This is a genomic window from Aquimarina sp. (genome assembly GCF_977115655.1).
Window position 1 is genome coordinate 13,702 of the sequence record NZ_CDSBKO010000049.1, and the last position, 23,529, is coordinate 37,230.

At 33.2% G+C, this 23,529-nt stretch carries 15 protein-coding genes; 2 read left to right on the forward strand and 13 right to left on the reverse strand.

Translation table 11 applies throughout. The annotated features are described in order from the left end of the window. Positions 1-959 precede the first annotated feature (959 nt). Positions 960-1,508 (reverse strand): hypothetical protein, encoded by a 549-nt coding sequence (locus ACZIYX_RS17800; RefSeq protein WP_462683607.1) that lies wholly within the window; start codon positions 1,506-1,508, stop codon positions 960-962. Between the two features lie 1,285 nt (positions 1,509-2,793). Beyond that, complete coding sequence (locus tag ACZIYX_RS17805) at positions 2,794-3,012, reverse strand: helix-turn-helix transcriptional regulator (protein WP_462683608.1); 219 nt, start codon at positions 3,010-3,012, stop codon at positions 2,794-2,796. A 549-nt stretch (positions 3,013-3,561) separates the two neighbouring features. Between ACZIYX_RS17805 and ACZIYX_RS17810 the strand changes: the two genes are divergently transcribed. Beyond that, the gene (locus ACZIYX_RS17810) at positions 3,562-3,900 is read left to right on the forward strand and encodes a single-stranded DNA-binding protein (protein WP_462683609.1); all 339 of its coding nucleotides are present in this window, start codon (positions 3,562-3,564) and stop codon (positions 3,898-3,900) included. A 167-nt stretch (positions 3,901-4,067) separates the two neighbouring features. Here the strand turns inward: ACZIYX_RS17810 and ACZIYX_RS17815 are convergent, their stop codons facing one another. Next, a complete protein-coding gene (locus ACZIYX_RS17815) occupies positions 4,068-5,012 on the reverse strand; it encodes a tryptophan 2,3-dioxygenase family protein (protein ID WP_462683610.1) in 945 nt (314 codons plus the stop codon). Positions 5,013-5,570: 558 nt separating this feature from the next. On the opposite strand from ACZIYX_RS17815, the gene ACZIYX_RS17820 reads away from it, so the two are divergent. Then, complete coding sequence (locus ACZIYX_RS17820) at positions 5,571-6,149, forward strand: helix-turn-helix domain-containing protein (RefSeq protein ID WP_462683611.1); 579 nt, start codon at positions 5,571-5,573, stop codon at positions 6,147-6,149. Between the two features lie 141 nt (positions 6,150-6,290). Here the strand turns inward: ACZIYX_RS17820 and ACZIYX_RS17825 are convergent, their stop codons facing one another. The 10 genes from ACZIYX_RS17825 to ACZIYX_RS17870 all read right to left on the reverse strand — a co-directional run bounded on the left by ACZIYX_RS17825 (position 6,291) and on the right by ACZIYX_RS17870 (position 23,436). Next, positions 6,291-6,977, reverse strand: a complete 687-nt coding sequence (locus ACZIYX_RS17825; protein WP_462683612.1) for an HAD-IA family hydrolase — start codon at positions 6,975-6,977, stop codon at positions 6,291-6,293. 2 nt (positions 6,978-6,979) lie between these two features. Further along, positions 6,980-8,134 (reverse strand): TIGR03364 family FAD-dependent oxidoreductase, encoded by a 1,155-nt coding sequence (locus tag ACZIYX_RS17830; RefSeq protein ID WP_462683613.1) that lies wholly within the window; start codon positions 8,132-8,134, stop codon positions 6,980-6,982. Continuing rightward, the gene (locus tag ACZIYX_RS17835; RefSeq protein ID WP_462683614.1) at positions 8,121-9,410 is read right to left on the reverse strand and encodes a DUF5690 family protein; all 1,290 of its coding nucleotides are present in this window, start codon (positions 9,408-9,410) and stop codon (positions 8,121-8,123) included. Before ACZIYX_RS17835 ends, ACZIYX_RS17830 begins: the two co-directional genes overlap by 14 nt. A 537-nt stretch (positions 9,411-9,947) precedes the next feature. Beyond that, the gene (locus tag ACZIYX_RS17840; protein ID WP_462683615.1) at positions 9,948-10,634 is read right to left on the reverse strand and encodes a Crp/Fnr family transcriptional regulator; all 687 of its coding nucleotides are present in this window, start codon (positions 10,632-10,634) and stop codon (positions 9,948-9,950) included. Between the two features lie 443 nt (positions 10,635-11,077). Further along, positions 11,078-11,950, reverse strand: coding sequence for a carbonic anhydrase (locus ACZIYX_RS17845; protein WP_462683616.1), 873 nt, complete (start codon positions 11,948-11,950; stop codon positions 11,078-11,080). Positions 11,951-12,069: 119 nt separating this feature from the next. Beyond that, positions 12,070-12,756, reverse strand: a complete 687-nt coding sequence (locus ACZIYX_RS17850) for a Crp/Fnr family transcriptional regulator (protein WP_462683617.1) — start codon at positions 12,754-12,756, stop codon at positions 12,070-12,072. A gap of 183 nt (positions 12,757-12,939) precedes the next feature. After that, positions 12,940-13,797 carry a carbonic anhydrase gene (locus ACZIYX_RS17855; protein WP_462683618.1) on the reverse strand — a complete coding sequence of 286 codons (858 nt, stop codon included), beginning with the start codon at positions 13,795-13,797 and terminating at the stop codon, positions 12,940-12,942. 422 nt (positions 13,798-14,219) lie between these two features. Next, positions 14,220-20,435 carry a fibronectin type III domain-containing protein gene (locus ACZIYX_RS17860; protein WP_462683619.1) on the reverse strand — a complete coding sequence of 2,072 codons (6,216 nt, stop codon included), beginning with the start codon at positions 20,433-20,435 and terminating at the stop codon, positions 14,220-14,222. An 827-nt stretch (positions 20,436-21,262) separates the two neighbouring features. Next, positions 21,263-22,123, reverse strand: coding sequence for a bile acid:sodium symporter family protein (locus tag ACZIYX_RS17865; protein WP_462683620.1), 861 nt, complete (start codon positions 22,121-22,123; stop codon positions 21,263-21,265). 818 nt (positions 22,124-22,941) lie between these two features. Further along, complete coding sequence (locus tag ACZIYX_RS17870) at positions 22,942-23,436, reverse strand: hypothetical protein (RefSeq protein WP_462683621.1); 495 nt, start codon at positions 23,434-23,436, stop codon at positions 22,942-22,944. Positions 23,437-23,529: the final 93 nt, after the last annotated feature.

Sequence of the window (23,529 nt, forward strand, 5' to 3'; positions counted from 1 at the left end):
TATAGATAACCTCTAATAATGATAATAATATATATTCATGAAAGTTTATGTATTTTTCAATGAACTGAATTCATAATCCGTGTGAAGAGCGATTGCAAGAAGCTTTTTGTTGCTTTGATTTTGGAAAATTGTATCTACATTATCTAAATCTATTCTTATTCATATCTGTTTATTTTGAAGAACTGAACGAACAATTAGTTCTCAAATAACTTATGCTAAATTAAAATTTTCTAAACCTCCTCTATTTTTTTTTCATTCTTAATCCTAAATAAGTAACAGAAAAAGCTCTTAAAATTCATAAGCAAAACGAAAAAAAACGGTATAGCATCCGTTATTTTATCTGAATCTATAAAAATAATCTTTTATCAACTCTTTAGGTTCTATATGAATACCTTTAAAATAACATATCACATAAGACATATAATAATGAAAGCCTCGATAAAGAGGCTTAAAATGAGTTGTTTTTATAAGAAATTAGAGACTTGTGCAGTGGTTATCGTTGTTGGCAACTGTACTTTCAAATCAGTTCAGATGTTCGTTGACATGTTGAAAATTTTATTTTTTGAGGGAAGGTAAATGCTAAATCCCACAACAATTGGACTTGATCCGTAAATTGCTTGATCCATGACAGTCGGAAGCAAAACTGATTTATAGTTGTATAAAAAAAGACCCACATAAATAATGTGAGTCTAATTTAATAAGACTGTTCAGACTTTGTAATCCTGCTCTCGCTGTCCAGATTCACCTGTCCTGTCTTTAATGCTTTGTACAAATGTATTATTTTTCTATTATTTGTATGTTAATACTAACATAAATCCGATAAATAACGCGTAATTTAGAATTAATTCAAACAGCAAAAACAATAAATGTTATCTATAATTGTAAGTTATACTCGATTTATTTAGACGTATTAACAATTAGTAAATTACAAAAAATATGCCAAAAAAACAAATGTCGGCTTAAAAATCTAACCTATAAATTTCATTCATTCTTTTTTGAACATTTCTACTCAAGGTAACCCTATTAGCTGCAACCATTAAAGAGTATTGACCATCTGCGACTTTAAAGCCATCAATAACCATTGCTGTTATTACTGTTATTTCAAATTTACTAGTTTCTAAATAATGAATTTCAGCTACAACATTTAGAATTCCGTGTTCTATTGGCGTTTTAAGAACAATTCTATGAAAATTATTAATTGCTTTTTTTGGGTCAAAATAATTTACAAATTTAAAAGAAATGCCTCGTAGGTAAATATCTAATAAATATTTAAAAGAAATTATAATTAAATCTTGAACTCCGTCAATTTCTATACCATCTCTTTTTCCATTACCATCACCAAATGTTCTCCTGTGATGATAGTGTTTGTCGCACCACAATTCAACTTTAAGTTCGTCATATTTGTGGATACATTGAGCATTTTGGGAAGCACAATTAGGTTTAAATTCTAAAGGATCTTCAATAACTTCTGTGTTTTTAATATTCTTATTTATTCTTGGTCTTTTCAAAATCTGTGAAATATATTACAATTATAAGAATTTCATAAAGAATACTTAATACTATTAGTGTTTTTGTTTTTTAAATAAAATTTTCCGCAAACGAGCTCAAAAAGAAGGAGAAAAACAAAGACATTTCAGTAGTCAGTATAGCAAATACTTGGTTCAGTTGTATGCTTGCCAACAACATTACACAGTTCCCAAGCCCCATATCTCTTTATTATTAGAAATATAGTGACCTCTATATTTTTAAAGCTCTAAAGTAAATTACTTTTTAGAAATAGAATTACGGAAATCCGTACAGAAGGGTTAATTTTATATTTATTTTACTTTTAAGAAACGTTGTGGTGAAGCTCACCCATTCGAGTGCCTCAGGGTTCGATAGCTGATGATTTCAGGCTTACTCTTTGGGAATATTAGAATTTAGGTGGACTGAGGTTCTCGAAGTCCGATTTTCTGGCACTTTACCCTTCTGGATACCAGAGAGCTGAGGCATTTGAAGCTCACCCGTTCGAGTGCCTAAGGGTTCGATAGCTGATGATTTCAGGCTTACTCTTCGGGAATATTAGAATTTAGGTGGACTGAGGTTCTCGAAGTCCGATTTTCTGGCACTTTACCCTTCTGGATACTAGGGAGCTGAGGCACTCGAAGCTCACCCGTTCGAGTGCCTCAGGGTTCGATAGCTGATGATTTCAGGCTTACTCTTTGGGAATATTAGAATTTAGGTGGACTGAGGTTCTCGAAGTCCGATTTTCTGGCACTTTACCCTTCTGGATACCAGGGAGCTGAGGCACTCGAAGCTCACCCATTCGAGTGCCTCAGGGTTCGATAGCTGATGATTTCTACCTCAGCGTGACACCTCAGAGTGATAGCTTCATTTAAAAGACAGAACAAAATATACGTAAATATCTACTTCAATAGTATGGGTAGTGGATTCCGTTCTGCAACGGAATGACAAATTAAATTATGTGCATGTGTATTCTCTATTTCGACAATACTTCAACAAATTCTCAGGATAAAATATACGTAAATGTCTACTTAAATAGTATGGGTAGTGGATTCCGTTCTGCAACGGAATGACAAATCAAATTATGTGTGGTGTATTCTCTATTTCGACAACACTTCGACAAATTCTCAGGATAAAATATACGTAAATGTCTACTTCAATAGTATGGGTATTGGATTCCGTTCTGCAACGGAATGACAAATCAAATTATGTGTGGTGTATTCTCTATTTCGACAACACTTCGACAAGCTCCCTATAGCAGCTTCTTGTAATTGCCTTCTTATAGAAGATTTAAAAGTCAACTAATTCTTTTAATGAAACTCCTAAAGCTTTTGAAATTTCTAAAAGCAAATACATACTAGGGTCTGCTTTGCCATTTTCCAGTTCGATAATAGATTGCATATCTTTATTACATACTTGGGCTAAATCTAACTGACTCCAACCTTTTTGATGCCTTAGTTGAATGATGCGCTGACCGAGTTTATTTTTAATATGCTGTTCCTTGTTCACTAAACAAATATCTATCCTATAGATGAAATATACATAATATAATCCTTTGACAGGTAGCAAACTGGAAATTTTAAATCACTTTGTATCGTATTTTTCTAATCAAAAAATAAAAAGACACTCTTTTGTATAAAAGATCAAAAACCTTTAATAAGCATAAACAATTGATTCTTAGTGTTTTTAACCAATTATAAGCGACTACAAACGGATACAAGCGAAACTAAGCGTTTCTTAACCGAATCTACAAAAGGGTTGCTATACGTTTGTAGTGTTGTTAGTAACAAACTCTATATACGAGTTTTAAATAACAATATAAAGTATCTATAAATTATAACCGCCTCCTGATATGGAGGTATTGTATTAACTGTTTAATACTAATTTAACCATAAAATGTCGCATCTAAACTTATTCATTTTCTGTTTTATTTTCTTGTTCATGATTTCCATAGCTACTGCTATGCAAATCAATCACAGCGTTATAAAACAAAAAAGCAATTTCGTTTCTTATACGGCATTTCATAATTAATTTGGTATAACACGAAAAACTAAAATTATGAACACGCTAAAAAACAAAGTACAGTTGATTGGAAACCTGGGACAAGAACCAGAAATTGTAAATCTTGAATCTGGTAAAAAGCTTGCAAAATTTGCTATTGCTACCAATGATTATTATTATAACAAACAAGGAGATAAAATTACGGATACCCAATGGCATAATATTATTGCTTGGGGAAAAACTGCGGATATTGTAGAAAAATATATTAATAAAGGACAAGAGGTTGCTATACAAGGTAAACTTACATCTCGCAGTTATGAGGATAAAAAAGGGCAAAAACGATATATAACAGAGATTGTATGTAATGAATTATTAATGCTGGGCAAAGTAATTTAATTAACCATAAAATATCGCACCTAAAGGTATCTATTTTCTGTTTTATACGACATTTCATAATTAATTTGATATAAATTATTTGCTTTTTGGATTATAGGGACTATTTTATTTACACTTTCAATTTAATTCCCAAAGGCTGCCCTTTGGGAATTTTGATTTTTATATTCTTAAGTATTTTTTTTATATCCCTCGAGATTGGTAACTCCCCAGTTTTCTAATTCTTCTGTACTCCACAATTCTGGAAAAAATATTCTTCGTTGGTATCTTGGGTGCATATATTTATGCCAATCACTCCCGCCGGTTGCTTCTACATTTACGTTACCAGAATCTAAATATTTTGCTGCTGCGTTGTAATGATGCATTACCCAATCAATATTAACGGTATGATCATAATGGCGCATAGCTTCTATTAACTGCTTGTTTTGCTGGTACTCGCTTGGTAGTTCTTTAAACTTAGTCCAAAGATTTATGGTATTGTATTCTTTCATCCATTCGATTAATTCTTTTTTGTATTTGTCTTCAAAATTAATCATCAGTTTGCTCTTTTTTCCTGTTGCATGATCTTTGCCTGCTGCTTGCCAATACATATTATCAAAGGCATGTGCGTAGGGAGTTTTTCTATTTATGGTTTTTCTAAATCTAAAGTCTATCAGGTTAATCAACTCTGTAGAGGCTATTTCTATTTTTCGGTATTGTGCAGATTGAAAACCACTTGCAGGAGTAAGTGTGGTTCTAAATTTCATGTACTGTTCTATCTCCATACCTTCGCTCATAATATCAAAGGAGTTGGATAACATATCAAAATACCTGCTTACGCGCATTAGGTGCATTTCGAATTTTGAGGGTTCTATATTTTTGGTATGAGAAATCTGGTTCATTTCCCAAAGTATCATTTTAAAAAGTAATTCGTTGATCTGGTGATACATTATAAACACCATTTCGTCTGGCAATTGGGTCCGTTGGGTTTGTAGTCCTAACAGGGCATCTACTTGTATGAAGTCCCAATATTGCATAGGTTCTGCATATAATAATCCTGCTAAATGTACATCCGGATCCTGCCCCATTGCGGCGTACTTTTTATCTATGGCTTCTAATAATTCTTTTCTATTCATGGTTACTCTTCAATTACATAAAATGGTTATATATATTTCTTGTCCTTTTGCATTTTATGTAAATGCAAAATCACTGAAACCGATATTAATTCTTACACTAAAGTTGTTTGCCTTTTTGCTATTATATGCAACTTGTTGTTTTAATATTGTTAACAGAAAAAAGCTCTAACGACTTGTTTAAGAATATTATGAAAAAGGAGATTTTATATTTATATAACCCTTTACCCTAAGCGAGATAGGTTTGGATAGTTTAATGTAACAGGTTTTGGTATACACGATACTTTATTAAAATTGAATATTAGATAATCTCTAATGAAACAGCAATATCTTAATTTTATTTTCTTAATCCAAATACTTGCATAACGTTAAACAGTATCCATTTTATAACACTGGTTATAAATATATAATCCATAATATCCTATTTTTTGTATTTAACAAACGATAAACATTGTAACAATAAATCATGATGCTTGGTTTACTTATCTGGATATACAGTAAAATATTTCCTTAGTCTGATCTTTTTTAGTAATATTTGTATTACTTACTATTTGTAAACAGATGGAAAATTATTTAATTGGTATTGGTAAACGTTTAAAAGAGATTCGAAAAAGCAATAGCAAAACCATTAATGATATTGCCTCTAAAGCCGGGGTTAGTAATGGTCTTATTTCTAGAATTGAAAATGGCAGAACGATTCCTTCTTTACCTGTTTTATTAAATATTATTACCGCTCTGCAAATTGAAATTCCTACTTTTTTTAATGGTATCCCTACGCAAACTAATTTTACATTTCTAGTTACAAGAGCTTCAGAATATAATATTATTGAAAAAGAGGATGATGCTGTGGGATTTAGTTACAAATATATTTTTGGCAAACAACTTAATTCTATTGGCTTTGAAGCTGTTTTTTTAGAAGTGCAACCAGGTTCTGAAAGAGGCAAAGTTGAAACTGATGCATACGAATTTAAATATATACTTAGCGGAGAGTGTTCTTATATTATTGGAGAGGAAGAGGTTCTTTTAAAAGAAGGGGATTCTATTTTTTTTGATGGAAGAATACCTCATGTGCCTGTTAATCGTAGCACTATGTCTTCAAAAATGATTGTTTTGTATTTCTTTTTGGATAAAGAAAACTAAAAAACTGCCCGAGAGCGGCTTGTAAACAAAATAAATCAATAGCTTCGGAGCAAGATCATTAGATATGATTCTGAAAATACATTTTGTTTTCGAGGGTAGCCTCGGAAAATTAAACTCCACAATGTGGATTAAAATGCTAATCTAATAGAATATAATTTTTGTTAATTCTATTAACTCTTTTATTATAAAATCGGGAGATGCTTTTGCTATTTGCTCTTTACTTTGTGCTCCTGTAAGAACTCCTACAGTGATACCGCAATTGGCATTTTTACCTTCCTCTATATCTATTGCAGAATCGCCTACTTTTAATACTCTGGATGCATCTGTTACCTTAAATATCTTCATTGCTTTACATATCATTTCTTTGTCCGGCCTGCCTTTTATTACGTCATCTGCTGTAAGTAATGCATCATAATTCACTCCTTTTTTCCACCCTAATTTTTTAAGAAGTTGATTTGCTACTTTTGCATCATATCCTGTATTTAAGATTACTTTTATGTTATTGTTTTTTAATACATCCAACAACTCTTCTACCCTGTCAAAAGCTACTACATCGAGGTTTTGGTATAATTTTTCGAGAATTGGTTTAAAATTAGAAAACGCTTTTTTCGCTATATTTTCCGGATTTTTGCAAGAGGTTACTTTTGTTAAAATATCTATTATTGCCTGATATTTTTCTTTTCCTGCACCGTGTTCTAATACATCTTGTAAACTAATATTAAATCCTTCGTCATTAATTACCTGTTGTACTGTTTTATATACTATATTATCTTCATTTACGGTGGTTCCTGCCATATCAAAAACAACCATATCAACCTTTTTATTCATATTTATATATTAAAAATTTTTGTGATATTTTCTTTTGCAAATCCTGCACTACCTGTCATCCCTTTTCCTCCTATTCCTGTTACTACATGGATGTTGCTTTCTATTGTTTTTTGAAATATATCTTGGGTTTTACATTGTGAATACATACCAAACCATCGATTTTGAATATCATACGTTGGCAGGTCTATAATTTTTTGTGCTTCTTTTATCATAAAGTTATCTATATCCATATCTAAATCATATCCCAGATTTTCTATATTTTTTACATCGGCATATTGGTGGGAATCTCCTATAATAACAGATCCATCCGGTGCTTGTTTAAACAGGATATGTACTCCCCACCTTTTTTGTAAGGACTCTGCATTTTCTTTTGATTTAATATCTACAAAGGAATCACATTCTGCAAACGCTTCGTAACGCCTAATAGACCATCCTGTTAAAATATTACCGGATAATTGGTAATTAAATTGCGGTTTGGTTTGTAACATTTGTAATTTCGTTACCTCTAGATCACTTGTATTAAACAACTCTGGATATAAGTTTTTAAACTCACTACCGTTACAAATAATTACTTTTTCTGCTTCAAAAACTTCTCCCGAAGCGGAAGTTATTTTTACGGAAGCTCCTGCTTGTTCACAGGCAATTATATTTCTATTTATAAAATAATCTAAGTTTAGGTGTTTTACCATAAAGCTTTGCAATCTGTGTATCATCTCGCGAGCCTCTACAGTAACTTCTTCCGGGAAAAACAACCCTGCTTGTATATACTCTGATCGTAACCCCGGGTATTTTTTCAGACACTCTTCCTTAGTTAATAATACCGAGGGATATTGGTTTCGGTTATTAATTTGATGTAATTCTTCAATAAGCTGTACCTCTTCCGGATTAGAAGCCAGATATACAGATCCGTTCTCCCGAAGGGTTATATCAAATTGTTGCTGTATGTTTTTATAAATTTTTAAGCTTTCTCGCCCATAGGCTTGCCATTTGGTGTTCATTCCTGAAGGAACTACTTGCCCAAAATTTTGAGTAGTTGCTCCTTGGGGCATTTTATTTTTTTCTAATAAGGCTACTTGCAATCCGTTTTGTAATGCATGATATGCATGAAAAGTACCTAACACTCCGCCTCCTACAACAACGAGGTCATATTTTTTCATAATGTAATTTTGTTTGTATAGTTGTTACTTTAGCACGGTATGCTTTTTTAAAATATAGTAATGAGCCCAACATGATTACTGCTCCTAATATGGTTATACTGTATGCGCCGTACACAAAAAAGTCTAACCAGCTTAAATTTGCTTGCCCAAAGTTTTTATATAACAAGGCTGTAATACTGCCTAAATACCCAAAAGAATCTGCTATATAGATCAAAAATCCTGCATTTCCTTTTATCTTAAACATGGCTATAAACCGATCAAAAAACAAGCTGTTAAAAGGTACATAACAGATATATAAGCCGAATCCACATATAACCATCCAGATAAATGGATTTAGTAATTCTAATTGAAAAAGAAGTGTAGAACCTCCGATACACAAGATCCCTGTTAAAATCAAGAAGTGATATAGATAAAATGCTTTTGCATTGTTTTTGATGTAAAATGTGCTTCCTAAAATTAAAAGTACCACTACTGCAATAATAGTTTCTGAGGTTGTATATACAGATACATCTCCTTTATACCCTATACTATCCCATAACTCCCGGGCAAAATTGTCCCTAAAATCCCTGAATGCTGTTAATACGGTATAAAAGATCACAATCCCGGCGACAGGTATAAGGAAGGTCATCAAAAGTTGTTTTCTGTCTTTTGCAGACATGGGCAAACGTTCTGATCGCATTATCTTGTCTTCTTGTGTTGTCACAGGTAGTTTTTCTAACAACCATGCAAAAAACAATAATGGTGGTATAAATAGTGCTCCTGTAGCTGCCGGCATCCAAAATTGCGAAATTTGCCATACACTCATTAGGTATAAACCTATAGATTTTACAATTCCGCTAGATACTATAAAACTAGCACATAATGCTACTCCCAGGATTTCTGTAAATCTTCTGCCTTCTAGATAAGAAAAAACGATACCCCAAATCATACCCAATGGCAACCCGTTAAAAAATAAAGCGATCACATTATAGGGTTTTGGCAGAATAGCAAAAAGCACTAATGCTAATTCTGCCAAAAGGATTAATCCTATTAAATACCCTACTCGTTTTTCTGCTTTTAACTCGGATATTATTTTTATTCCTAAGAATTTAGACAGGGTATATCCTAATACCTGAGCAATAATTAATATGATTTTATAATCTATATTAAAGACAGAGAGGTTTTCGAAAGTTGCAACACTAAATGGTTTTCTGAATGCGTACATGCAGAAGTAAGCGCCAAAAGAGGCTATCGATGCATGTGCTATAAATTTTAGATTAAAATATTTGGTTTGCATTTATAATGATTTACTGACATCCGGATTATTTTTGCAAATCTCTGGCTGCTTTTTTATTGGTTCGTTACTGGCATGTTTTATTTTGAATAAAAAATTTCATTTTACTCTGTACTGCTCCTCTTTCTTCTTAATACTTTATTTGTATAGACTTTCATATATTTTCTCCATAAAACTTAATCATTTATTTCTCATAAAACATTACTATGATTTTCATTAACCTTAAATAAAATCACATTTTGCATGATTGTTTATTTTTTTTACAATTAGTAAACTTAAAAAGCCAAAAATGAATATTATTTTACTATTTGTAAATATATATGGTTTAAGAAATATTTAATATAGGCTTGATTAATTGTAAAATTAAGGTTAAGAATGTTTCTGAAACGAAAAAGGAAACCTGTCTGAAGTAAAAAAAATAATGTTGTTAAGGGATGGGAGGTTTTTAAGGAATCTACAAGTCTACTATACAAAAAAACTTAAAGTGATTCTTATTAACATGAATCCTGTATACTCATCTTAGGAAGCAAAAAAGATAAGTTATATTAAATTAGTGATGTTAATCAGTTCTTCAATATCATTAACAATTATAATATTTTCTTTGATATCTATAATTCCTTCTTCTTTAAAATCATACAAAACCCTAACCAGGGATTCTATAGAGGTTCCTACAATACTACTATGGTCTTTTCTGGATAGTTTTATTTTGCCTTCATCATCAAAAAACTCTTCTAATTTTATTATAGACAGTGCTGTTCTTTCTCTAACGCTATGTTGTGCAAGAACTCTGGAATTATTTATAAATACACCAAACTCACGGCTCATGTTTTTTAATAAATGATTAAACATGTTTTGGTTATTTTCTATAATCAAAAGAAATATTTTTTTAGGAATCAAATAAAAAACACAATCTGTTAAACAAGATGCAGAGTGAGAATATGCCTCGTTACATAGTACATTGTGGTGTCCTAAGATTTCGTTTTCTTTTACCAAATGAAAAGTATGCTCTTTTCCATTCAGCCCTGTTGTATATTTTTTGACTTTTCCTTTTTTAAGTATGTATACTCCGGTTGGTATAGATCCTTCATGAAACAATGCCTGATTTTTTGTAAGTTTCAGAACAGTTTTGTTTTCATCAATCCTTTTTACTATATCATCCGGAAGACAATGCAAGAACGATTCATTAATAAATGAATACCGCTTATGAGGAAAAAAGATATTGACCATAATTGAGGTTATATTTATTAAAAAGGTGTTAATAGTAATCAAATCAACCAAAACCGTTGTTTGTTATGGTAAATGAATTACACTGTTTTTTTAAAATTCAATTTCATCTAAATCAATAATCTTAGGACAATCTCACGGGGTATGCCTCCAAAAGTCTATTTTGTTTTTGAGACAATCCTTGGGGAATTAGCTCCTTAACGGGGGATTAATACCATTTACAATTTGAATTTACCGTAATAAAATGTTCTTTTTTCATTTTCCAGTAAACTCAAACTACAAATGGTATAAAATGTAAACGTTTTTTTAAGAATAAAAGTGTCTAAATGTTAAAGAAATTATGATTTCGAATGCACTATAAAAACAAAAGAGGTTGCCTTTTACACAGACAACCTCTTTATTCTTTAAAAATAAAGCAATATTGAAAAACTTATCCTTATTGCTTATTAATCGTTTTTAGAACGTACAACCCTGTCATTTAATTTTTGGGTTGGTCTAAAGTTTTCATGCATAATTTTTTTAAATCTTTCTAGTTGAGCAGCAGAAGCATAAACTGGTTGCTTAACAACATACCACGTTACGATTTCTGAGCAACCAGGTGTTGTCAAAGATCCGCTATAGGTATAAAAATCCATTTCTTCCGGCAATACATCTTTAATATGGTACTCCTTGTTGCTTATATAATATTGTCCTTTATGTTCTGGCAATTCGTTTATAAATTGGTTTAAGAACCTATTATCCTTTCTTCCTTCTTTAAAGAAAACACCAACTACGGCCAACAATCCTGTTTTTCTATTTTTATGTACCAAATGCACCTCCATTGGATATCTGTATCCATTTATAGTATGCTCACTACCTGTATGAAAGTGAAATTGCAAAAGATCATAATCAATATTATTCAAATTAGCATAACTACCCGGTGTATAATCAAATTGAAGAGTATGCCCATTGTTTAAAATCTTGATGGTAGTATTTGTGTAATTAGTATTGATATTATTAATATCTCCGTCCTTTTGTACTCTTCCTGTTTGAATATCTATAGGAGATTGTGAATTACCTGCGCAATCTTTCCATTCTTCTCCGCAAAGATCTGCCCAAAACTCTGGTCCTGAAGTACCTTCGTATTCAAAATGGCAATCTGATTTGGATGATTTTCCATAAAAAGCGTTCCCTAAATCCGTTTCGCCATTATTGGTCATTTCTTGAGTCATCTCCAGATTAATTTCTTGTTCTTTAACATCCATCTTCTCGTTTTCACAAGAAACTAAACCTAAAATTAAAGCTGAAATAAATAAGCCTTTAAAAATTTGTGTTTTCATAATAATTTGAATTTGTGTTTTTAACGTAACAAAAGTATTGGATAAATTCAATTCAAATTGGTGTATTTATCAAACAAAAAATTGATTTATATCAACTATTCAATTGATTAAATACCTGTTCATGCCACATTAAAAATCTTAATCAATTTTTCTACATTTTTAATGATGATCTTACTTTCTCTTACCTCTACAATTCCTTCTTCTTTAAAATCATGTAACACTCTTATTAATGACTCTATTGATGTGCCAATAATATTACTGTGATCTTTTCTGGATAACATAATTTCGTTGTTATCGTCAAAAAAATAGTTTAGTTTTATTAACGACAAAGCGGTTCTTTCTCTAACATTATGCTGTGCCAAAACTCTGGAATTATTTATAAACACCCCAAACTCCCTGCTTATATTTTGTAGTAAACTATCCAGTATAAAAGGATTGTTTTTTATAATAGAAAAAAAGACATTTTTGGGGATCAAATAAAACAAGCAATCTGTTAAACATGCCACAGAGTGAGAGTACACCTCATTGCACAAAATATCATGATGACCAAAAATGTCGTTTTCTTTTAACAGATGGAAAATATATTCTTTATCATTTATACCTTTAGAGTACTTTTTTATTCTTCCTTTTTTTAATATATATACCCCGTTTGGAATCGTACCTTCGTAAAACAGCACCTGCCCTTTTTTTAACTTGACCGGGATTTTGTTTTCTTCTAACAATGAATAAATACTATCAGGTATTTTTTCAAAAACGTTAGAGTTGTCAAAAAAATACCTTTTATGGGGGGAATCTGAATTAATCATACTGTTTTACTGTTTTTTTATTATCATACCGTTTAATATCGTTTTAACTTTGAAACAGGTTTTGTTTTTCAAGTATCAAAATTTTATTAGAAAACAACGAAGAGCCGCCACATTTGGCAGCTCTCGTTTTAATCAATAACCTTGGGGGATTAAACTTGCAGCAGATAGTAAAATCATTAAAATCTACTTCTTATTGGTACTGACTTCTCTATTGTTTAATTTTTGAACAGGTCTGAAGTTTTCATGCATAATAGCTTTAAATCTCTCTAACTGCTTTCTTGATGCTTGAATTGGTTTTTTGATCACATACCATGTAACAATCTCTGAACAAGCAGGGGTTGTTAAAGAACCACTATAGGTATAAAAATCCATATTATCAGGTAATATGTCTTTGATATGATACTGATTATTGCTTATATAATGATTTCCTTCATGTGCAGGAAGATCATTCATAAACCGGGCTAAAACCTGATTTTCTGCTCCTTCTGTAAAGAAAACGCCAATTACCGCTAACAACCCTGTAATTGGATCTTTATGTACCAAATGCACCTCCATAGGGTATCTGTATCCATTTATTGTATGCTCACTACCTGTATGAAAATGAAATTGTAAAAGATCATAATTAATGTTGTTTAAAGAAGCTGAACTACCTGGTGTATAATTAAACTGAATGGTATGCCCATTATTTAAAATCTTTGTAGTACTGGTTGTATAATTAGTATTAATGTTATTAATATTGTTATCCTCGCCTACATCCCTGGTCTTTATATTAATCGGGGATTGTGAATTTCCGCCACAATCTTTCCAGTCCTCCCCGCAAAGATCTGCCCAAAAATCTGGTCCTGATAAACCTTCGTACTCAAAATGACAATCTGATCCGGACGAGCGTCCGTAAAAAGAATTTCCTAAAAATGTTTCTCCTTTTTTATTCATCTCCTGATTAATTTCCTGATCTTGAATATCAGTGCTCTCATTTTCACAAGAGGTTATCCCGTAAATTAAAACCGAAGCAACTAAATACTTAAAAAAAGTTGGTTTCATAATGTGTTGAATTTGTGTTTATTAAAATTTATAAAAATGTTCACTAATTTGATTTATATTCCAAAATACATTCCTGCAGAGTATAAAATTCACCTATTATACCCAAGGTGGTTTTTACAACAAAAAGGGATGCAGTATTCATGCTTTTGAGGCAAACGAATACTGGGAAAAAAATTTGGAATAACAGATTTCTTTATATAGTATTAATTAAAAATTACAAGTACTGGTACCGTTTTAATATTTACCATACTGGTATTTGTTTTAATCCCTCATTTAGGGTATAATTCCCACAAGGCCTGACTTAAAAACAAAATACCTTTTCGGAAGCATCCCCAAGCTTGCCCAAGGTTATTGATTAACTGCCCGAAATTTCTTTCGGGCAGTCAGAAAAACCAAAAAGGGGGGGACTAAAAAAAATATTTCTATTTTTTAATAAATTTTTTGCTTACTTCTCCTTTTCTTGTTTTGATCACTACAAAATAAACTCCTGCATTTAGTTTATCTATAGCATAAGTCACTGTTTTAGAAGTAAAAAAGACTTTATCAATAACACGCCCAAACATATCTCTTATTACAGCTTCTGATCTGTGTGCCTCTGTATAGTTTGGATATTTAATATGTAATACCCCGGACTCTATTGGGTTTGGATAGATACTTAGTTTTGTTTTTGCACTGCTATCCTCTATATCTGTAGCTCTTTGTGTAGTTGTTGCCGAATGAGGGTTATTTATTATTACTACACTACCTCCTGCCGGATTCCAGACATCTATATTAATTGGCAATACAAACATGTTGTTATCATTTACTTGTCCAACACTGCCCGCATTATCTACTTTGATAGTTCTAAGTTCGATTTTGGTTTTATCTATCCATAACCACTTAAACTGATTAAAAGATCCTGCTGCTCTTGTCCAGCTTTTGGTATCTGAGGCATTTCTTAACGGGGCTCCCCAGCATCCTTCTCCTACATACACTGCTCTGTTAGGATCGTTATCTGCTCTAACAAAACCCTGATCGCTTCCTGCTCCTGTTGATGGAATGATTGGCCATGTACGTTTTACCACGTGCGAATCACTTTCCATTACCAATTGTACTGCGTGGGTATAAAATGGTTTTGACCATGCATCATATTGATCGTTTTGCTCTGCTTTTCCTGGTTCATGCGGTCTGGTTGCTCTGTGGTATTGTGCTACTGCCCAAGTATGATTTGCAGAATTAGCTGCCAAATCATTTGTAAGCCAGCTACCTTGTGTACCTGCCGGGGTAACCTCTGTATTTAAGGTATATGTTCTAATCAGGTTACCTCCAAAACTCAATGCATAAAACTCTCCTCCTGCATCGGTAGGAATATCAAAAAGATCTCGAATGTCATTAGCACTTTCGTGATTACCTCGTGCTGCTACTACAGGAATAATTCTGCCATCGGCACCAATGGTTAATTGCCAGTCCTCAAACCAATTTTGCCACTGAGAGCTTGTAGAAGAACTAGTCATATCTCCTCCAAACAATACTGCATGGGGTCGTATTTTAGCCACCAATCTATTTGCATTTTGTCTGGGAACACGATTGTTTCTGGAATCTCCTCCTGCTATAATAGACAATCTGGTATTAGGGTCATTGGGAGCTGTCTTAAACCAAAATCTCTTAGAAACCCCTTCACTATCTTTTATTACAAAATAATATGCAGTATCTGGCTGCAAACCTGTTAATCGTGCATATTGATTGTTCATTCCTTTACTAGAAACCGTTCTATCCACCGTTTTACTTAAAGGATAAGAGGCATAATTGCTTCCAAAATCGATACTGCCATAATGTACAACAGGATTGGTCCCCCTTACTTGGTTCCATCCTATTACCATAGTAGTCGAGGTGTTTCCTCTCCATGTTAAACGGTATTTTTCTGTAGAAGTACTAATTACAAGGGTTTCGGTAAATCTGGCCGTTACTGTTTTATCAGAGCTCATGGTAACAGATGCCGGATTTGAGTTGCCTGATAAATCTCCTGTCCATCCTGCAAATTCCCAGCCAGATGCTGGTTTTGCTACAACAGAAACCGATGCCCCCGAGTTATATACACCACCACCGCTAACACTACCTTGACCTGTAGTATTGGTTGTTAATGTATATTGTACCACATTGGTGGTAGTTACATTAACACCAGTACTATTTGCAGATACATTGCCTGCCGCATCTTTGGCTTTTACAGTAAAACTATAGCTTGTTCCGGCAGTAAGACCTGTTACCGTAAAACTTGTTGTTACAGAGGTACCGATACTGGTAGTACCACGAAATATCTCATATTCAGTCACTCCTACATTATCTGCAGAAGCATTCCAGCTAAGATCTGCAGTAGTATTTGTGATATTAGAAGCTGTTAGGTTTGTTGGTACTGTAGGTGCTTGTGTATCCGGAACAACAGAAATAATTTTTATATTGTCGATAGCTATATCACTGCTCCATCCTGACCCTGTAGTAGCTTTAAATTGCAGTTGGATTACAGATCCGGCATAAGCAGTAAGTGCAACACTAGCCTGGTTCCAGGTATTTCCCTGACTTCCGTTTTGTGACCATAAAGAGGTATAGCTTGCTCCGTTATCGGTGCTTACCAATACTTGCAAAGATCCCATGGCAGTACCCTGCATGTGGTATCCAAACTCTAATGATCCATTGGGCACACTGCTAAGATCAATACATGGACTGTTTAATAATGCTGTTTTGTTGGGGCTTCCTGCGGGAGTTACATTGGTAGAAGCTTCGGTATATAAATAAAACGATCCATCTTGTCCTGTAGAAGGCCCTGTACCAGTAGAAGGTGTTCCCCCGGAGTCTCTTGTCCATTCGATATCATCACCAGTAGCATTAGTCCAAACCCCTAAGTTAGTTTCAAAACTTTCGCTATACGGGTAACCATTGATACCTGTACAAGCAGGAATGCCTAATGTAGTAATAGTAACAGCGGTACTGTTTGCAGATACATTACCTGCTGCATCTTTTGCTTTTACCGTAAAGCTATAGTTGGTTTCGGCAGTAAGCCCTGTTACATTAAAACTGGTAGTAGCAGATGTGCCGATACTGGTGGCATCACGAAATACCTCATATCCAGTCACTCCTACGTTATCTGTAGAAGCTGTCCAGGATAAATCTACCGTAGTTTGAGTTATGTTAGAGGTAATTAAATTCGTGGGGATTGTTGGTGCTTGTGTATCCGGGACAGGCGCTAATGTAGTAATATTAACTACATTGCTGTTTGCAGAAACATTGCCTGCTGCATCTTTTGCTTTTACCGTAAAGCTGTATCCGGTATCGGGGGATAACCCTGTAACATTAAAACCGGTAGTAGCTGTTTTACCTATACTGGTAGCTCCCTGAAATACTTCGTACCCTGTAACACCAACGTTATCTGTAGATGCTGTCCAGGAAAGGACGGTACTACTAGTAGTTGTATTTGATGCAATCAATGAAGATGGTGCAGATGGTGGTTGTATATCCGGCGAGGGTATTGTTGTTATATTAACCACATTACTGCTCGCAGAAATATTACCTGCTGCATCTTTGGCCCTAACAGTAAAGCTATAAGATGTAAGCTCGGTAAGACCTGTTATATCAAAAGAGGTAGTTGCAGAACTTCCTATACGGTTAGTTCCTTGAAATATCTCGTACCCTGTTACTCCCACATTATCTGTAGATGCTGTCCAGGATAAAGTTGCACTATTATGTGTTATAGCAGAAGCAACTACACCTGAAGGGATAGAGGGTGCTTTAATATCCGGAGTGTTAATATCTGTACCAAATACTTGAAACCTGATGTCTTTACCATCATTGGATCCGGATTTATAATACGTTCCGTTTGGATATGTATTGCCTCCTGTATATTCTAAATAATATTTCTTACCGTTGGCACTATTGCTTTCAAAATTCAAATAGTATGTAACCCCGGCGTCCAAAGGACCTACAGGAGAAGCAAAAGCAATCTCGTAGGCAGTAAAATTACTCCCTTCAGAAGTATTTGTTATTTGAGAAGAGGTAATAACAATATCACTTCCTGCAATTGCCCCGGAATTTATAGCTGTCCCAATATTAAATTGTAAATCAGCCGAAGGTGCTTCAGAATCTCTGGATAAATATAACTTCACTTTATTTATTAAATAATTACTGGTGCCATATTTAAAAGATTGAGCCCCGTCTAAACCTCCTGTAACTTCTATTTTGTTTCCGCCAGAAGTGTTTTCTATCAATACTTGTTCTACTATAGCAGCTCCAAGGGTAGTTACTTGTACCTGGTTACTTTCTCCAGACATATTACCTGCTATATCTTTGGCTCTTATAGTAAAACTATAAGTGGTATTTGGAGATAATCCATCTATACTAAAATTTGTAGAAGAAGAATTCCCTATAAACGATCCTTCTTTAAAAACCTCATAATTAACTGCGCTCCTGTCATCTACTGAGGCTTCCCAAGCCAAAGTAACACTTGTGTTTTCTACTTTTATTGCTTCTAACTTAGAAGGAGTGGTAGGTGGTTGAGTATCTGCGTTACTATTTATTTCTTTTCCAAAAACCTGAAACTTTGCATCTTTACCATCATTGGATCCGGATTTATAATACGTTCCGTTTGGATATGCATTGCCTCCTGTATATTCTAAATAATATTTCTTACCGTTGGCACTATTGTTTTCAAAATTCAAATAATATGTAACCCCGGCATCCAAAGGACCTACAGGAGAAGCAAAAGTAATTTCGTAAGCAGTAAAATTACTTCCTTCAGAAGTATTTTTAATTTGAGAAGGTGGAATAATTACATCACTTCCTGTAATTGCTCCAGAATTAACCCCGGTACCTATAGTAAACTGTAATCCTGAGGCAGGTTCTTCTGAATCTCTGGACAGGAATACTGTTACTTTGCTTATACTATAATTTGAATTATCATAGCGAAAAGACTGGGCTCCACTTTGCCCTTTATTAACTTCTATTTTATCACCACCAGAGGTGTTTTCTGTTAATACCTGCTCTGTTATTTCGGCAAAAGTAGCGGTAATCGAAGTATTGGCACGAACAACTACAGAAGCCGGATTAGCATTTCCATTCAAATCTCCACCCCATCCAATAAAAGAATATCCTGTACCCGGGGTAGCTGTTAATGCTACTGTTGTTCCGTTAGGATATGTTCCTGCACCACTTACAGTTCCGTTTCCAACACTATTTGTTGTCAAAACATATTCAATAACAGCAACTGTTGTAATCTCTACAGCATTACTGTTTTCGGATATATTACCGGCAGCATCTTTGGCTTTTATGGTAAAACTATATACGGTATCAGGAGCAATACCTGCTACCTCAAAATTAGTTGTAGCAGATACTCCGGTACTAATTCCATTTTGCAATACCAAATATTCTGTAACCCCTGTATTATCTGTAGATGCTGTCCAGGATAAATGAACACTGGTTTCTGTTATAGCAGATGCAACTAATCCTGTAGGGGAAGAAGGTGCCTCTGTGTCCAAAATAATTCCCGGAGTAGTTACATTTACTACATTACTGCTTCCGGATATATTACCTGCTGCATCTTTGGCTTTTATAGTAAAACTATATCCTGTATCGGGGGACAATCCATCAACCACAACACTAGTGGTAGTTGATATTTTTATCTTGGTAGTTCCTTGAAATATTTCATATTCTGTAACACCAATATTATCTGTAGATGGTGCCCAGGATAAGTTTGTACTGTTTGTAGTTGTATTTGAAGCAATAAGCCCTGTGGGATTACTTGGTGCTTCTTTATCGTTTGCCAAAAGGTATGCTCTGTCTGATTCTAAAGATACCACAATTGCATTTTGTTGTTCGTTACTAAAACCACCGGTACGGCAAGACTTGCGCGTATACGACATTATGTTACGTGTATCTGGGGTATACCGATCTCCGCTAGTGTCTGTCGAGGATCCGGTATAATTACAGCTACTATTTACTTTTCCGCTTATATTAGGATCTGCAGGGGTATCACAAAAAAAATCACCAGTATTATTACAATTGGTTCTTTTTACAAGTTCTCTTCCGTTGGTAGTAGAATGTGTGTGCAAAACAGAAAAATAATGCCCTAGTTCGTGTGATGCAGTAGATCCATTTTGAGAACAAGATACTTTTAATACTACTCGATTACCCGTTCCCGGAAATTTTGCATACCCACATATCGAACCACCAGATCCTTGTACACCAGAAAAATAAAAAATATTAATAGCCTGGGGTACTTCATACGAAGCTAGTTGGTTGTCCAAATCTTTATTAAAAGAAGAGTTCCAACTACTGTTATCTATATATTTAACAGGAGAATACTCGTAAAATGAAATATTCATCGACGCATAGGTAGCGTTTAGTTCGTCCATTACATTTTGAATCTCTGTACTGTTTACAGATGGAGAACTTCCGTTTGAATTACGGGATACATGATGCTGTACCGGTAAGGATACAGGGGCAGACAATGCACGATTACCAATATTAACGATCGATTTAAGCCGGTTAAGCATAAAGCTATTGTAGTTTTGTGGAGGCTCTGCCCCACATTGTTCTTCTTGAGCCCATCCAATATGCATGATAGACATAAACATGAGAATGACGAGAAATAATAAGTTTTTCTTCGATTTCATAAGTTGAGTTTGTGTTTAATTAAGATTTTGTGTTTACATTTTTTTCAAAAAATCACTCTATATCAGAATAAATTATAATCTGATAAAAGATGGTAGTCTTTTATTTTAAGAAATTTGATAAGCGGTGCAGTTCTAATTTTGTTCTATAAGCAAGAAATATAGTTTACAATATATAAGACGTATAAAATGGAATCACCTCCTAGTTGTTTTTATTTTTTTTTATAAAAAATCAAATGTTATTTACCAAAACACACTATAAACATTAGGTTTAAAGAATATTTTTTTAGATCCAAATAATTGTTTTTTTTATAATAAATTCATATCATAAAAACAGTACAAGAATATTTTTGCAAAAGAAACTTCCTTATTTTTTAATTTGGCTATAAGGGCTAAATCAACATAAAATAACATTAATCTTTCTAGTAAAAAATCGAATTTCTACGTTAAAAATACTCGTCATAGCTTTGTGGTCAAAAGCTTTCAAAGATACTTTCTTATTGTCAAAAAGATTCTTGATTTTATCAACCCAAAGATTGATTTTTATCAGAAAAATGATTGACAAAAATTGGCTGCATGTCTTTAGAGATATCTATTTTAAATGAAAAAAACTTTTGAAGTTATACGATTTACATTATGAATTTACCGTAATAAAATACCCTTTCCCATTTCTGCTCCAGAGTAAAAAACAGTTCATTTTGTTTTTAATGGTAAAATCACAACCCCAGAGTAAGATAATGAGGTAAGATTCTTAAAAATATATTTTGATTTTGAAAAAAGCCCCGAGGGGTCAGGCTCTCCATAAGGGATTCAAAGTATGATGAATATATTTATGAAGCTTTGCTTCTTTTTATACCAAAATAGACGGCTATACCTCCTGTAAAAAACATTAATAAGCTGTATACTGCCGGAGCAACTGCAAACGAAGTATTTTTAAGTAAAATAACGGCTATGGTTATAGCCAGGGTTCCATTTTGAATACCTGATTCTATTGCTATAGAAATAGCCCTTTTTGTATTGATTTTAAATAATTTGGCAGAATAATATCCTATAAGCATCGTAGCTACATTTAAGCATAAAGCTACTAGCCCTGCTTGCCGAAAATAGGATGCAAAATTATCTTTTTCCTTAAGAGTAATCCCTAAAATAACAAGTACAATAACGACTCCCGAAGCTACTTTAACCGGTTTTGCCATCTTTAAAGCAAAATTTTGATTATATCTTCTTACCAACATACCTATGCTTACGGGAATAACCGTAATGACTAATATTTGAATAATAGTAGAAACAACATCTAATCTAATGGTTTGTTCTTTTTCTAAAAAATGAAGAAGTGCAAAATTTATAATAAACGGAATCGTTAAAATGGTAACAAAACTACTTAATGCAGTAAGAGTAACAGATAATGCAATATCTCCTTTTGCCAAATGAGATATTAAATTAGAAGTAGGCCCGCCAGGACATGCTGCCAAAATCATAATCCCTATAGCAATCTCTGGTCCAATCGAAAATACAGACGCTATGGCAAATCCTAGTACTGGTAAAATCAATATTTGATTTATTAATCCTATTAGTATTGCTTTTGGATAAATAAATATTCGTTTAAAATCATCTATAACAAGAGATAAACCCATACCAAGCATTATTATAATAAGAGATATAGCTAAAATAATCGTTGATATATTATCCATTTTTAGTAGTTCTGGTTAAATAAGCAATATAGAAATTTTAAAAATAAATTCCGGTAAAACATCATTAGCAATATGGCATTTACAAACCTGAATTTGACGCAATAAAATCACACCAATTCGGTCTAACGAAAGGAGAACAGTAATTTTTTATGTAAAAAATCTATCCCTAATGATATCCATTTAACGCAACTTTAACTTTACCCTTTAAAAATAGCAAACACCCCCTTTCGATAAGGGGTACCCCCCATATAACAAGGGTTCTAATTGATCGTGAGGAGCTTCGAGGAGATAGTTTATCGTTTCGAAAGGATACCTTGGCGTTTATTTTTGATAAAGTATCGTTTCGAGTTGATATTTTATCTGTTTCATTCGATATTTTTATGCTTCGGTTTGATAAATTATCAGATCGAAGAGTCATTTTATCAATTCGAAGCACCTATGTAGGTGCTTCGAACCCTCTCGACACCCCTTATAATGGTAATTTTATCTCTTCGAAATACCTAAAGAGGTATCTAGAACCTTCACCATATCTGCTAGAAACTTATTGGAATCATTTGAAAGGTTTATCTTATCAGAAATAAACCAAATAAGAATATAATTTTTTAATATCAAAAAAAGAAGTGATAGACTTTAGTAAATACTACCCTGTCAAAAAGGAGGCTATCTAAAAAAATAAATTCAAAACTAAATTATTAACCAGAGTTTGTCGAAGATTAATGGGGTATCTATACTATAAAAGTTAGATTTTCTATGAGAACAAACCAAAGCGAATAACAAAAATTCACTTTTTAGAAAGCCTTTTTCTTACCTTAGATGTACTATTCTTCAGAATCGGTATCCCCTTCATCTATAGATTGCACTCTATTTTTTTTAAACAACACTTTCATGTCCTGATATACCGCTTTTGCTCCTGGTTCATTCTCCCCTGCCAAAAAACGCATCATACGATAAAAACTCAATGCATTTGTATAGTTATCATAATCCAACAAAGTTTTGGTATCAATTAATTGTTGCGAAAGGTTTTCTAATAATTGCACCTGTGTTTCTATTTGTTTTCGGGCAGTAAAATCGCGATCAAACTCTTCTTTATCCAAAAAACGAGGAATCCACTCTGGATGTTGCTCCATATAATTTTTTGCCTTGTCTACAATCAATTTGTTTTGATTAGCAATTCGCCCATATTGCCCGCGCTGATCAGGAGTAAGATTTACCGTTTTACCATGCAATGCTTTTTTAAGCATAGTAATAGACTGATTAAGATTGTTTAATTCTTCGTCTGAAAATGTAATGCTAATTAGATTTTCTAATGCCATAATGTACTTAGTTTTTATAATTAATAATTTATTTATGACACAAGAATATACTATTGTAGTTTCGTTTTTTAACACTGTGTGTTTTTTTATGAT

What these genes read in the sequence shown, in the direction of transcription:
- ACZIYX_RS17855 (WP_462683618.1), bottom strand. Translation starts at nt 13,797, where the DNA reads ATGAAACCAACTTTTTTTAAGTATTTAGTTGCTTCGGTTTTAATTTAC.
- ACZIYX_RS17830 (WP_462683613.1), bottom strand. Translation starts at nt 8,134, where the DNA reads ATGAAAAAATATGACCTCGTTGTTGTAGGAGGCGGAGTGTTAGGTACT.
- ACZIYX_RS17845 (WP_462683616.1), bottom strand. Translation starts at nt 11,950, where the DNA reads ATGAAAACACAAATTTTTAAAGGCTTATTTATTTCAGCTTTAATTTTA.
- ACZIYX_RS17825 (WP_462683612.1), bottom strand. Translation starts at nt 6,977, where the DNA reads ATGAATAAAAAGGTTGATATGGTTGTTTTTGATATGGCAGGAACCACC.
- ACZIYX_RS17810 (WP_462683609.1), top strand. Translation starts at nt 3,562, where the DNA reads ATGAACACGCTAAAAAACAAAGTACAGTTGATTGGAAACCTGGGACAA.
- ACZIYX_RS17850 (WP_462683617.1), bottom strand. Translation starts at nt 12,756, where the DNA reads ATGATTAATTCAGATTCCCCCCATAAAAGGTATTTTTTTGACAACTCT.
- ACZIYX_RS17860 (WP_462683619.1), bottom strand. Translation starts at nt 20,435, where the DNA reads ATGAAATCGAAGAAAAACTTATTATTTCTCGTCATTCTCATGTTTATG.
- ACZIYX_RS17840 (WP_462683615.1), bottom strand. Translation starts at nt 10,634, where the DNA reads ATGGTCAATATCTTTTTTCCTCATAAGCGGTATTCATTTATTAATGAA.
- ACZIYX_RS17835 (WP_462683614.1), bottom strand. Translation starts at nt 9,410, where the DNA reads ATGCAAACCAAATATTTTAATCTAAAATTTATAGCACATGCATCGATA.
- ACZIYX_RS17820 (WP_462683611.1), top strand. Translation starts at nt 5,571, where the DNA reads ATGGAAAATTATTTAATTGGTATTGGTAAACGTTTAAAAGAGATTCGA.
- ACZIYX_RS17865 (WP_462683620.1), bottom strand. Translation starts at nt 22,123, where the DNA reads ATGGATAATATATCAACGATTATTTTAGCTATATCTCTTATTATAATA.
- ACZIYX_RS17870 (WP_462683621.1), bottom strand. Translation starts at nt 23,436, where the DNA reads ATGGCATTAGAAAATCTAATTAGCATTACATTTTCAGACGAAGAATTA.
- ACZIYX_RS17815 (WP_462683610.1), bottom strand. Translation starts at nt 5,012, where the DNA reads ATGAATAGAAAAGAATTATTAGAAGCCATAGATAAAAAGTACGCCGCA.